Source organism: Paenibacillus sp. MT124 (assembly GCF_058792755.1).
The window spans coordinates 86,964-100,352 of the sequence record NZ_CM179500.1; the positions used below are offsets into that span (position 1 = coordinate 86,964).

The following is a 13,389-nucleotide window of genomic DNA, read 5'->3' on the forward strand; positions in this document are numbered from 1 at the left end:
TTTGCATGGAGCTTGTTCTTTGAAAACTAGATATCGAAACGAAAATTGCGAATTAGAACATTCCTTTTAGCTGAACTTGTGTTAAAACAAGTTTCAATAAATAGTGATACTGTATGAGCGAGTGATCGAATGGAACGACTTTTGGATTTGCGCAAGCAAACCAAGGGAAGAGACAGCTCGAACACGAGCGAATTGGTTAAGCTACTAAGAGCACACGGAGGATGCCTAGGCGCTAGGAGCCGATGAAGGACGTGGCGAACAACGATACTGCCTCGGGGAGCTGTAAGCAAGCTTTGATCCGGGGATGTCCGAATGGGGAAACCCAGCTGGGGTAATATCCAGTTACTCATAACTGAATACATAGGTTATGCAGAGGCATACCAGGGGAACTGAAACATCTAAGTACCTTGAGGAAGAGAAAACAATAGTGATTCCGTCAGTAGCGGCGAGCGAACGCGGAACAGCCCAAACCAGAGAGCTTGCTCTCTGGGGTTGTGGGACGTCTCACATGGAGTTACAAAGGAACCGGTTAAACGAAGAGGTCTGGAAAGGCCCGCCAAAGAAGGTAAAAGCCCTGTAATTGAAAGTCTGTTCCCTCCGAGACGGATCCCGAGTAGTGCGGGGCACGTGAAACCCCGTATGAATCCGGCAGGACCATCTGCCAAGGCTAAATACTTCCTAGCGACCGATAGTGAAGCAGTACCGTGAGGGAAAGGTGAAAAGCACCCCGGAAGGGGAGTGAAATAGAACCTGAAACCGTGTGCTTACAAGAAGTCAGAGCCCATTTTAGGGGTGATGGCGTGCCTTTTGTAGAATGAACCGGCGAGTTACGTTCCCGTGCAAGGTTAAGGTGAAGAGCCGGAGCCGCAGCGAAAGCGAGTCTGAATAGGGCGAGTTAGTACGTGGACGTAGACCCGAAACCGGGTGATCTACCCCTGTCCAGGGTGAAGGTGCGGTAACACGCACTGGAGGCCCGAACCCACGCACGTTGAAAAGTGCGGGGATGAGGTGGGGGTAGCGGAGAAATTCCAATCGAACTCGGAGATAGCTGGTTCTCCCCGAAATAGCTTTAGGGCTAGCCTCGGAAAACAGAGTCGTGGAGGTAGAGCACTGATTGGGTGCGGGGCCCGCAAGGGTTACCAAGCTCAGTCAAACTCCGAATGCCATAGACTTACTTCCGGGAGTCAGACAGTGAGTGCTAAGATCCATTGTCAAAAGGGAAACAGCCCAGACCATCAGCTAAGGTCCCCAAGTGTGTGTTAAGTGGGAAAGGATGTGGAGTTGCACAGACAACCAGGATGTTGGCTTAGAAGCAGCCACCATTGAAAGAGTGCGTAATAGCTCACTGGTCGAGTGACTCTGCGCCGAAAATGTAACGGGGCTAAACACACCACCGAAGCTATGGCTTGATGCTTGCATCAGGGGTAGGGGAGCGTTGTATAAGGGTTGAAGGTGTACCGTAAGGAGCGCTGGACATTATACAAGTGAGAATGCCGGTATGAGTAACGAAAAGATCAGTGAGAATCTGATCCGCCGAAAGCCTAAGGGTTCCTGAGGAAGGCTCGTCCGCTCAGGGTAAGTCGGGACCTAAGGCGAGGCCGAAAGGCGTAGTCGAAGGACAACAGGTCGAAATTCCTGTACCACCGTAAATCGTTACGAGCGATGGGGGGACGCAGTAGGGTAGTGACGCAGGCTGATGGATGCCTGTCCAAGCAGTAAGGCTGATGTGTAGGCAAATCCGCACATCGTAAGGCTGAGCTGTGATGGGGAGTGAAAATTACAGTAGCGAAGGTCATGATCTCACACTGCCAAGAAAAGCCTCTAGCCAGATGAAGGTGCCCGTACCGCAAACCGACACAGGTAGGCGAGAAGAGAATTCTAAGGCGCGCGGAAGAACTCTCGTTAAGGAACTCGGCAAAATGACCCCGTAACTTCGGGAGAAGGGGTGCCCCGGTAGTGTGAATAGCACGAGGGGGCCGCAGTGAAAAGGCCCAAGCGACTGTTTAGCAAAAACACAGGTCTGTGCGAAGCCGTAAGGCGAAGTATACGGGCTGACGCCTGCCCGGTGCTGGAAGGTTAAGGGGAGCGGTTAGGGAGTAATCCCGAAGCTGTGAACCGAAGCCCCAGTAAACGGCGGCCGTAACTATAACGGTCCTAAGGTAGCGAAATTCCTTGTCAGGTAAATTCTGACCCGCACGAATGGCGTAACGACTTGGGCGCTGTCTCAACGAGAGATCCGGTGAAATTTTAATACCTGTGAAGATGCAGGTTACCCGCGACAAGACGGAAAGACCCCATGGAGCTTTACTGCAGCTTGATATTGAATTTGGGTACGATCTGTACAGGATAGGTGGGAGCCTTTGAAGCATGAGCGCCAGCTTGTGTGGAGGCACCGTTGGGATACCACCCTGATCGTATCTAGGTTCTAACCTGGTGCCCTTAGCGGGTACGGGGACAGTGTCAGGTGGGCAGTTTGACTGGGGCGGTCGCCTCCTAAAGAGTAACGGAGGCGCCCAAAGGTTCCCTCAGAATGGTTGGAAATCATTCGAAGAGTGCAAAGGCATAAGGGAGCTTGACTGCGAGACCTACAAGTCGAGCAGGGACGAAAGTCGGGCTTAGTGATCCGGTGGTACCGCATGGAAGGGCCATCGCTCAACGGATAAAAGCTACCCTGGGGATAACAGGCTTATCTCCCCCAAGAGTCCACATCGACGGGGAGGTTTGGCACCTCGATGTCGGCTCATCGCATCCTGGGGCTGAAGTAGGTCCCAAGGGTTGGGCTGTTCGCCCATTAAAGCGGTACGCGAGCTGGGTTCAGAACGTCGTGAGACAGTTCGGTCCCTATCTGTCGTGGGCGTAGGAAATTTGAGAGGAGCTGTCCTTAGTACGAGAGGACCGGGATGGACGTACCGCTGGTGTACCAGTTGTTCCGCCAGGAGCACCGCTGGGTAGCTATGTACGGACGGGATAAGCGCTGAAAGCATCTAAGCGTGAAGCCCCCCTCAAGATGAGATTTCCCAGTATGTAAGACCCCTTGAAGACGACGAGGTAGATAGGCTGGGGGTGGAAGTGCAGTAATGCATGGAGCTGACCAGTACTAATCGGTCGAGGGCTTATCCAAATAGCAGGTTTTGATCGCAAGTTTCGTTTCGGATCTAGTTTTCAGAGAATGATCTCTGAGTATAGCAGCATCGTTTGGTGGCGATGGCGGAGGGGTTCCACACGTACCCATCCCGAACACGACCGTTAAGCCCTCTAGCGCCGATGGTACTTGGACCGAAGGGTCCTGGGAGAGTAGGACGCTGCCAAGCAAAGAACCACTGCCGATGAAATTCGGTGGTGGTTTTTATTTGTTTTTAAAGGTAAATATATGGAAGCTGTGTAGTTTTAGTTGAAACAAAGTTAAAAAATTTCGAGGATAAACGCCATTTAAAAACGGATGGTGTTTTTGGCATACTCGGCAGTTGTCCGCTCAAGAAATACAGTTGTATGCATCAGACAGTACACCTGATATAACCAGGCACTTTTCCTTGACAGTCTAAATATCGCTTTGCTAAGATGGCAATAATAAATTTTTCAGAAAACGTATTTTCGGCATAAATACTGCCTGAGATCTTCGGGTTTTGGACCGTAAAGCTGAGCAAACATAAGGAGGAACACCTGCGTGTGGGAAGATAAGTTTGGTAAGGAAGGTTTGACCTTTGATGATGTATTGCTAGTGCCACGGAAATCCGAGACACTGCCTAAAGAAGTGGATGTATCGGTTCGTTTGAGCGATAGTGTAAAACTGAATATCCCTCTGATCAGTGCTGGTATGGATACCGTTACTGAAGCAACTCTGGCCATTGCCATCGCACGTGAGGGTGGTATTGGAATTATCCACAAAAACATGTCAGTTGAACAGCAAGCGGAAGAAGTAGATCGGGTTAAACGTTCGGAGAGCGGCGTTATTACCAATCCGTTCTCACTGACTGCTGAGCACCTGGTATCGGATGCTGAAGAAGTTATGGCTAAATATCGTATCTCCGGTGTACCGATTGTCGAAGGTGATCAGAAGCTGGTTGGTATCTTGACTAACCGTGACTTGCGTTTCATCCATGACTACGGTATCAAAATTAGTGAAGTCATGACTCGTGAAAATCTGGTTACTGCTCCTGTAGGTACAACCCTGCAAGAAGCAGAAGGAATTCTTCAAAAGCACAAAATTGAGAAGCTTCCTTTGGTGGATGAGTCCAATACGCTGAAAGGTCTCATTACGATTAAAGATATCGAAAAAGCTATCCAGTTCCCTAATGCAGCCAAGGATGCGCAAGGTCGTCTCCTGGTTGGTGCCGCAATTGGTATCTCCAAAGATACTTTTGAACGCGCAGATGCATTGGTACAAGCTGGTGTAGACTTGATTACTGTAGACTCTGCACATGGACATCACATCAACATTATTGAAGCTGTTCGTCAATTGCGTGAGCGTTTCCCGAACTTGACTATTATTGCAGGTAATGTTGCTACTGGTGAAGCTACTCGTGATCTGATCGAGGCAGGTGCTTCGGTTGTCAAAGTGGGTATCGGTCCAGGTTCCATTTGTACAACACGCGTTATTGCTGGTATCGGTGTACCTCAAGTAACTGCTGTTTACGATTGTGCAACTGTCGCACGCGAGTATGGAGTTCCAATCATCGCGGACGGCGGGATCAAATATTCAGGTGAGATTACAAAGGCATTGGCTGCAGGTGCACATGCAGTTATGCTCGGAAGCTTGTTTGCGGGAACTGCTGAAAGCCCGGGAGAAACTGAAATCTTCCAAGGACGTAGCTACAAAGTTTACCGCGGTATGGGCTCAATGGCTGCAATGAAACAAGGAAGTAAAGATCGTTACTTCCAGGATGATGACAAAAAACTCGTTCCGGAAGGCATCGAGGGACGTGTGGCTTATAAAGGTCCATTGTCAGATACCATTCATCAGTTGATTGGTGGTCTGCGTTCGGGTATGGGTTATTGCGGAACAAGCAACCTTGAGCAGCTCCGCAATGATACTGGCTTTATCCGTATTACTGGTGCGGGACTTCGTGAAAGTCATCCGCATGATGTTCAAATTACAAAAGAAGCACCTAACTACTCGTTGTAATCTGAAGAGAGTTAATCATTTCCAGGACAGGCTTGGCGATTTTGGCCGGGCCTGTCTTTTTTTGCGGATACCCCTGTGATAGAATAGAAAAAGCGGTGACGATCCTTTATCGGATTAGGGCGTTGCGGCGGCTTTTTGACGTGAATCTATGAATCTTGTTTCACATGGAACAAATGCCACGAAAGGTTGCCCAGCTATATAGAAGCGCGGACGTCCTTTTACATAAGCATTGGTTAATGCTAACTAAGTGACAATCGATAATGAAACTTATGGAGCAATGATATTGCTCTTTCGATACAGCGCATAAAAAGCTACTTTTCACCACATATTCTACGATCGTTAAGGACCAAGAAAAATGCAGCTCAAGCTGCACTGAAGCATCAATTAAGCGAAGCTTCGGAACGAAGGGAGTATTATCATTGAAAGCTAAACAAATGAACAAAAAGAAACGCCAAATGCTCAAAAAAAGCGTAGCCTCGGTTATGCTGGTCAATATGCTCTGCATGTCTGCAGTAATGCCGGTGATGGCTGCTGCGAATGATTCGGGTCAGGTGCTGACTGCTGCTGCGACAACAACGAAGACCGAAAAAGCCGTGCAGGTTCCTTCTGTAGACTCACTTGGACTTGAAGTTAGATCTGCGGTACTCATGGAGGCTTCGACAGGCCAGATTCTGCTTAATGTGAATGCGGACAAAGCCATGCCGCCTGCCAGCATGACGAAGATGATGACCGAGTACATTGTGGCTGAGCAGGTCAAGCAAGGGAAGTTTGGCTGGGATGATGTAGTTACGGTTAAAAGAAATGCAGCGGAGAGCATAGGCTCACGTATTTTTCTGGCTGAAGGCGACCAACATACGGTTAAAGAGCTGTACATCGCTATGGCCGTTGGATCTGCAAATGATGCAACAGTGGCATTGGCAGAATATGTTGCCGGATCGGAAGAAGCTTTTGTGAAGATGATGAATGAAGAAGCAAAGCGAATGGGCATGAAGGATACGTTCTTTATTAACTCCACAGGTCTTGATCGTGCGGATATGCCTGCCGACTTCCAACCGGCCGAAGATAAAGAGACAGTTATGTCTGCATTGGATGCAGCAATTCTGTGCAGATATATTATTCAGGATCACCCCGACTACACAGACTTTACAACAATTCAATCTTATAAATTCCGTCCCAATGACAAAGCTCCAATTATCAACTACAACTGGATGCTGGAAGCGAATAAAGATATAACCAATTTCAAAAGCTACGCCTATGAAGGCCTGGATGGAATGAAAACGGGCCATACCACAAATGCAGGGAATAACTTCACAGGAACGGCAGAACGTGATGGTATGCGCCTGATCAGTGTTGTTATGGGTACCGATTCCGAGCCTGCACGCTTCAGAGAGACGAAAAAAGTACTGGATTATGGTTATAACAACTTCGAAGTGAAGCAAGCTGTCGCTGGTAAAACCAAAGTGACTGGTTGGGAAGCTGTTCCGCTGAAAAAAGGTAAAGAAACGAATGTGCCCGTAGTGACCGACAATGCAGTTAGCTTTGTAGTTCCCAAAGGCACTCAAAACCTGGATGTTACCTTTAAGGCAAACGTAACGGAAGCAGACAAGCTGGTTGCTCCAATCAAAGCAGGTACGAAAGTCGGAACGGTGACCTACACCTATAAGGCTGACGGTATTGAACCACAGGAGAAAACAGTGAACCTAATCACCGCAGAAGAGGCTGAAAAAGGCGGATGGTTCCGTTTGTTCTTCCGTGCAGTAAAGGACTTCTTCGTTGATCTGTTTGACGGTATCAAAAACCTGTTCTAATTGATGCTATAGGCCATAACTACAGATAATAGAAGTTTCCGATCTAACTCACTTGAATAAGGACAATAAGCACCAAATTGCGACTGGATGCATTGTGTATTTACAATTTTTCCGGTAAAATATCAAGTTAGAATTCTACGTATAACTTAGCTCAAAAGTCTAAGGACAACCTTGTTAGTTGCACATGTTATAGTGGGAGCGACAACTCATTGCATGGACGATAAATGGATTGCTGTAGTGTCCATATACCTCTGGACACGGATCTCCTTAATTACGGCTTCTAGACGTATAACAGGATCGCGGCTGGTAGGAGAGGGGAACGCAAATGAAGATAGGTGTGTTAGCACTTCAAGGTGCGGTTACAGAGCATATTCGCAGTGTTGAGCGAGCTGGTGCAGAGGGACTGGCTGTGAAACAGGTTGAGCAGTTAGATGAACTGGATGGTCTGATTCTTCCTGGCGGTGAGAGCACCACTATTGGTAAATTGATGCGCAAATATGGTTTCATGCAGCCTATTCGGGACTTTGCTGCCAAGGGTAAACCGGTATTCGGCACCTGTGCAGGCCTGATCGTAATGGCTGAGCGTATTTCAGGACAGGAAGAAGCCCATTTGGAATTAATGGATATGACTGTCTCCAGAAATGCATTCGGGCGGCAGCGGGAAAGTTTTGAAACAGACCTGCCTGTCAAAGGAATCGATGAAACAGTAAGAGCAGTGTTTATTCGTGCACCTTTGATTGAGAGTGTTGGAGAACAGGTTGAAGTTCTTTCCACTTATAAAGGTGAGATCGTTACCGCGCGCCAAGGAAACTTGCTGGCCTGCTCATATCATCCTGAATTGACCGATGACTACCGTTTGCATTCTTATTTTGTAGATATGGCCCAATCCTATAAGCAGTCGCTACAGAACCAATAGTGCATATTAGACAACTTATGATACCCCGGTGGATTGGAACACTCCTTCTGCAATCTGTAAGACTGCTGGAGGAGCTGTATCTGGTCGAATGCCTGATGTTGCCCGTATCTGCTTTACACAGCGGGAATCGCAGCGTAGGGTGTCACAGGGGTTCATAGTTGTTTTTTTATTGTTGAAAATGATTAAGATGAAGTTATACGCGACTCCACAAAGGCTATGTGATAGGCTTAGGTTTATTGATATGTTTTCTGTGAGGTCATTTAGGAGGAGTATATAATGCTTGATGTAAAGATATTGCGGAATGAATATGCCCGTGTAGAAGAAGCGTTAACGAACCGTGGCAAGTCACTCGATCTCATTGCTGGATTTTCCGAGATGGACGCAAAGCGCCGGGAACTGCTGCAAGAGAGCGAAACGTTGAAGAACCGCCGGAATACAGTATCCGGTGAAGTTGCTAAGCTGAAAAAGAATCGCGAGAACGCAGATGATTTGATTGTGGAGATGCGCGAAGTGTCTGATCGCATCAAAGCGATGGATGAAGAGGTCCGGGAACTGGAAGCGAAGATCAATGATCTGACGATGGCCATCCCTAACATTCCAAACGAAAGTGTACCTGTTGGTGCCTCTGAGGATGATAATGTAGAGGTTCGCCGCTGGTCTGAACCGAAGTCGTTCGGTTTTACACCGAAAGCACATTGGGAGATTGCGCAGGATCTGGATATCCTTGATTTTGAGGCTGCTGCCAAAGTAACAGGTTCCCGTTTTACGTTCTACAAAGGACTTGGCGCACGTCTAGAGCGAGCTCTGATTAACTTCATGATGGATCTGCACAGTGATCAGCATGGATATGAGGAGATTTTGCCTCCATATATCGTCAACCGCGACAGCCTCTTCGGAACAGGCCAATTGCCGAAGTTCGAAGAAGATCTGTTCAAGCTTAAGGATACGGAGTATTATCTGATCCCTACCGCAGAAGTTCCAGTAACGAACTATCATCGCGAAGAGATTTTGAATGCGGAGGATCTGCCGAAGCATTTCGTGGCATACAGCTCATGTTTCCGATCTGAAGCCGGCTCTGCTGGAAGGGATACACGTGGATTAATCCGTCAGCATCAATTCAATAAGGTTGAGTTGTTGAAATTGTCTTCTCCTGAAACTTCTTACGAGGAATTGGAGAAAATGACGCAAAATGCAGAACGTGTGCTTCAACTGTTGGAATTGCCATACCGTGTTTTGGCGCTGTGTACAGCGGATATGGGCTTCACTTCCGCGAAAACCTATGATCTCGAGGTATGGTTGCCAGAAAGCAATACATATCGTGAAATCTCTTCCTGCTCGAACTGTGAAGACTTCCAGGCGCGCCGTGCCAACATTCGTTTCCGTAGAGAGCCGAAGGCTAAGCCAGAGTTCGTCCACACCCTGAACGGATCCGGACTGGCAGTTGGACGTACAGTCGCAGCTATTCTGGAGAACTATCAGCAAGAAGATGGGACTGTAGTTATTCCTGAAGCATTGCGTCCATACATGGGTGGAATCAGTGTGATTGCACGTCGATCCTAACATAGCGAATAGGGTTTTATTATGATAAAGCCAACCCAAAAAACCCGTCAATTATTTATGACGGGTTTTTTTATTCTAAAGCTTGCTTTTTTAATTGTATATATGGTATGATCTATTTCGTGGCAAGTTTATAAAACTTCAAATTTTGGAGAGGTACCGAAGCGGTCATAACGGGGCGGTCTTGAAAACCGTTAGGGGGCAACTCCACGTGGGTTCGAATCCCACCCTCTCCGCCATAACAACACCTATAACAGGACTCGAGCGATAAGCTCGGGTCCTTTTTTGCATATAACATTTCCCTCAATCGAGCTATCTGCCATGGTTCGTTATTAAAGGCATCAACAGGCTCTAATTGACTCCATATGCATGTATAAAATCATCTTGTTCGCCGCACTTTATAGGAGTGGAGGTGGTTAGATGAACCGCGAGTTAAATATAGATCAGACAGAGCTTGTAGGCGCATGGCAGGAGCGTTTGCCGGAAGTACTGAATGTCGGCGATCAGGCACAGGTAATGGCGGATGAAGCCGATCAGAAGGCTATTCGTATTCATATCGCGACTGCAGGACACCAAATGTACTCATTCGATTTCAAATGCGCGTATGTGGACTCCCGTGAGGTCAGTGTACAACTGATTGATGTAGAACGGGATGGACAAACGACAGATGAGCGTACAGAACCCATCCAGGAGCTGGCTCAGGATTATACACGGCATATTCATGAATGTGCCCAGTCGTTACAGTCCAAGACAAGAACATAGCCCCAATTGAAGGAGTGATTCGAGTGAGCAAAGCCAAGGCAGGCATCGATAAAAATTTGCAGAATGTTGTTGCTGATCTGGAGCAACCAGCCGTGAACAGCCATCATGCACAGCAAATTCAGCAAGATACCAATGATCGTCGTCATCAGGATTCGTTGAATCATGACAAAACGGAAGATATGGACCCATCCCATTCCTAAAATCATGAAGAGGGGGTATTGGCATGAGCAAACCAAAAGCGATACCTGTACCGGAAGTTCAAGCTGCTGAGCAGCATCGCCGTCCGGAAAAGCATTCATCTGGGCAGGAACCGTTGTCGGGGTCCAAAAAAGTGAAAAATCAAAATCATGTGGATCATAACAACCCACAAGGGTAAGAAGAATACCCATCCATTTCAGTATCGTATTATGAGATATATATCGATGCATAATGAGACCTCCTGTTACCTAACAGGGGGTTTTTGCGTATTCATACATAAATAATGACCAATGATGATAGAAATTGAAAAGCTAACGTAGGTCTTTGTAGCCATTTTAGTGTGGGAAGATCACAAATTTCCCAAATCGTGTTTCCGTTTCAGAATAAATGGTATATCATTGATGTTGAATTATTTTTTTGGGGTTATCACGAGAGGAGAGAAACAAATGACTAAACGTATGGGGGCGTTGCTTCTAACGTTGCTGTTGACGGTATCTTTGGCTTTGACAGCATGTAGCAGCAAACAAGAACCGAAAGAGGCACTGAAGACGGCTGCGGCCAATGCTTCTAAACTGACTTCGTATGAGATGAGTTCCAATTTCACAATTAATGAATTGAGCTATAAACCTGCAGACGAGTCACAACAAGATCCAACGATGACTCAGTTTATGAGCATGTTGAAGGATGCTCAGTTTAACGTAACTGGCGTATATCAAAGCGAGCCAATGCAAACAGAAATGACAGTTAGCCTTGAGCTCAAAGGTGATATGGGTATGACATTCACCATTCCAATGGTGATGACAGCTGAGAAGCTTTACGTTAAAGTGCCAAGCATTCCGTTCTTCCCAATTCCCGAGACGGTGGTTGGCAAGTTCCTGGAGCTTGATCTGAAAGAATTGGCTGAGCAAGAGGGTACGGAATGGAACCCTGATGCTATGGACGCAGCCAAAACGCAAAAACTGAGCAATGAAGTTATGGATGCTGTTCTTAGTGAGTACGACCAAGACAAATTCTTCAAAAATGTAGATGTTAAGGATGCACAGCTGCCAGAAGGTGTAGATGCCAAGCAGGTAGTGCAATTCTCCGTTACTAACGACAACGTTAAAGAAGCAGTTACTGTACTGGTGACTAAAGCACTGCCTAAAGTGCTGGACATCTTGTCCAAAGAAGAATACCGCGATATGCTGCAACTGGATCAGGCTGATATTGATCAAGCCAAAGAAGATCTGAACATCACGGAAGCTGATCAGACTGAAATGTCTAAGGATCTGGATCAGTTGAAAGAGACGTTGACCATCAACAAATTCAACATTGATTTCGCACTCGATAAGCAGGATTTCCCGGTTTATCAAAAGATTGCAGCTGATCTGCTGATCAAACCAGTGGATACCAAAGATGAAGTGAAGTTGGCCTTTACTGGATCCAACACCTACACCAAAATCAATGAGAAGGCTGCCTTCAAAATCAATATCCCTACAGGTGAAAATGTAATTACAATGCAAGAATTCGAAGAACTGATGAATTCTTCTTACGGATACTAAGCCATTCCAAGCAATAAGTGAAAAAAGCCGCCTCGACTTTATGTCGGGCGGCTTTTTGTTGTTTTATAGTTTAAATCTGTTATTGCAGGGATTCCGATAAATCTTCAGCAAGAACAGCATAAATTCGGTGATCCTGATAGCTTCCGTTGATTTTCAGATATTTACGGGCAATGCCTTCTGCCTGAAATCCATTCTTCTCCAGTACACGCTGGGAGCCGGCATTAGTGGGCAGGATTGCGGCCTGAACACGATTCAACTTCAAGGCGCGGAAAGCATAGGCAACAGCCAGTTTAACAGCTGCTGTCATACGTCCACCACCCTGATAGTCTGGATGGATAAAATAACCCATATCAGCATAATTGGCAACGCCATAGGAGACGTTATTCAGGCTGATTTGTCCAATAAGCAGGTCGTCTTTGATGGTGTAGATGCCAAACTGATAACCTGTACCTTCTTCAGCCGCTTTTAGACGGTCCTGAATCCGCCTTGTTTGAGCATCCAGTGTGTAGAACTCATCATCTCGAAGAGGCTCTACAGCTTGGTAGGGAACGCGAGTAACCTGGATCAGCTCAAGATAAGCTTGCGTATCGCCGGTGGTGAGTAACCGGAGGCTAATTCCGTTGGGAGTATCATACAGTGTTAATGCCATAGCAGTGCACATCCTCTCAAGATCAAAAGTATAAGTATTACTTCTTGCGTAACCGACGGAAGAATTGGGTCAACATCGTGGAGCATTCCGGTTGAAGGACATCAGGAATAATCTCAGTACGATGATTGAACCGCGGCTCCTGCAGCAAGTTCATCAAGGTTCCTGCACACCCGGCTTTGGGGTCAGCAGTGCCATATATAACGTTTGGCACTCGGGACTGTACAATGGCACCTGCGCACATAGGGCAAGGTTCCAGTGTCACATACAGGCTGCAATCAAGCAGGCGCCAGGCTCCGATCGTTTCGCTTGCCTGACGAATAGCGACCATCTCCGCATGTGCAGTGGAATCAAGAGTGGTCTCGCGCAAATTATATCCTCGTCCGACAATCTGGTTATTTTGCACAATAACGGCTCCGATAGGGACTTCCCCAAGTGCCTCAGCTTTTAGCGCCTCAGCAATGGCTTCACGCATCCAGAATTCGTGCTGCTGTTCCTCCGTAAGATGCGAAAGATCTACCGGGATTGGGTGTTCGTTCATTACAGTTAAAGCTCCTTCCAAAGCATTTATTCGGCGAACAAATATTCGTTTGTTAACATGATGTGCATAACTCTGTGGATAACTACCGAGTTGCTCACATAGTTATGAACAGGATATCCACAAGCCTGTGGATTTGTGTATAGTTTTAGTGATTAATCTCATTGTAGGCACGGCAAAGACAAAAAACAATGAAATTCGAGCTTTTTAGCCAAGCGGTAACTTTTGGACTAGGGGCATTTATCCTTTTCAAAATCACACACAACCGTTATGATGGAGATAGGTTTTGCCATATATCGCC

10 protein-coding genes, 1 tRNA gene and 2 rRNA genes are annotated in these 13,389 nt (G+C 46.9%); 11 read left to right on the plus strand and 2 right to left on the minus strand.

Going from position 1 to position 13,389, the window contains the following annotated elements; all coding sequences use genetic code 11:
* Positions 1-194 precede the first annotated feature (194 nt).
* From AC3RCI_RS00410 to AC3RCI_RS00460, 11 genes are all read left to right on the plus strand, one after another.
* Positions 195-3,121 (plus strand): 23S ribosomal RNA (locus tag AC3RCI_RS00410).
* A 73-nt stretch (positions 3,122-3,194) separates the two neighbouring features.
* Positions 3,195-3,311 (plus strand): 5S ribosomal RNA (rrf, locus tag AC3RCI_RS00415).
* A gap of 353 nt (positions 3,312-3,664) precedes the next feature.
* Entirely contained in the window at positions 3,665-5,122 is a 1,458-nt protein-coding gene (gene guaB, locus AC3RCI_RS00420) for an IMP dehydrogenase (RefSeq protein ID WP_095293447.1), read from the plus strand.
* Between the two features lie 419 nt (positions 5,123-5,541).
* The gene (locus AC3RCI_RS00425) at positions 5,542-6,930 is read left to right on the plus strand and encodes a D-alanyl-D-alanine carboxypeptidase family protein (RefSeq protein WP_419720077.1); all 1,389 of its coding nucleotides are present in this window, start codon (positions 5,542-5,544) and stop codon (positions 6,928-6,930) included.
* A 325-nt stretch (positions 6,931-7,255) separates the two neighbouring features.
* Complete coding sequence (gene pdxT, locus AC3RCI_RS00430) at positions 7,256-7,846, plus strand: pyridoxal 5'-phosphate synthase glutaminase subunit PdxT (RefSeq protein ID WP_127541152.1); 591 nt, start codon at positions 7,256-7,258, stop codon at positions 7,844-7,846.
* A gap of 276 nt (positions 7,847-8,122) precedes the next feature.
* Positions 8,123-9,406, plus strand: a complete 1,284-nt coding sequence (gene serS, locus AC3RCI_RS00435) for a serine--tRNA ligase (RefSeq protein ID WP_492527277.1) — start codon at positions 8,123-8,125, stop codon at positions 9,404-9,406.
* Between the two features lie 147 nt (positions 9,407-9,553).
* Positions 9,554-9,642, plus strand: a tRNA-Ser gene (locus tag AC3RCI_RS00440).
* Between the two features lie 181 nt (positions 9,643-9,823).
* Positions 9,824-10,165 (plus strand): hypothetical protein, encoded by a 342-nt coding sequence (locus tag AC3RCI_RS00445; RefSeq protein WP_095293451.1) that lies wholly within the window; start codon positions 9,824-9,826, stop codon positions 10,163-10,165.
* A gap of 23 nt (positions 10,166-10,188) precedes the next feature.
* Positions 10,189-10,365 carry a hypothetical protein gene (locus tag AC3RCI_RS00450; RefSeq protein WP_347385086.1) on the plus strand — a complete coding sequence of 59 codons (177 nt, stop codon included), beginning with the start codon at positions 10,189-10,191 and terminating at the stop codon, positions 10,363-10,365.
* A gap of 23 nt (positions 10,366-10,388) precedes the next feature.
* Positions 10,389-10,541 carry a small acid-soluble spore protein P gene (locus tag AC3RCI_RS00455; protein WP_095293452.1) on the plus strand — a complete coding sequence of 51 codons (153 nt, stop codon included), beginning with the start codon at positions 10,389-10,391 and terminating at the stop codon, positions 10,539-10,541.
* Positions 10,542-10,809: 268 nt separating this feature from the next.
* Positions 10,810-11,904 (plus strand): hypothetical protein, encoded by a 1,095-nt coding sequence (locus AC3RCI_RS00460; RefSeq protein ID WP_095293453.1) that lies wholly within the window; start codon positions 10,810-10,812, stop codon positions 11,902-11,904.
* A 79-nt stretch (positions 11,905-11,983) separates the two neighbouring features.
* On the opposite strand, the gene AC3RCI_RS00465 is transcribed toward AC3RCI_RS00460, so the two are convergent.
* Both AC3RCI_RS00465 and tadA read right to left on the minus strand, forming a co-directional pair.
* Positions 11,984-12,553 carry a GNAT family N-acetyltransferase gene (locus AC3RCI_RS00465; RefSeq protein WP_492474201.1) on the minus strand — a complete coding sequence of 190 codons (570 nt, stop codon included), beginning with the start codon at positions 12,551-12,553 and terminating at the stop codon, positions 11,984-11,986.
* A 37-nt stretch (positions 12,554-12,590) separates the two neighbouring features.
* Positions 12,591-13,091, minus strand: a complete 501-nt coding sequence (gene tadA, locus AC3RCI_RS00470; protein WP_336784395.1) for a tRNA adenosine(34) deaminase TadA — start codon at positions 13,089-13,091, stop codon at positions 12,591-12,593.
* Positions 13,092-13,389 lie beyond the last annotated feature (298 nt).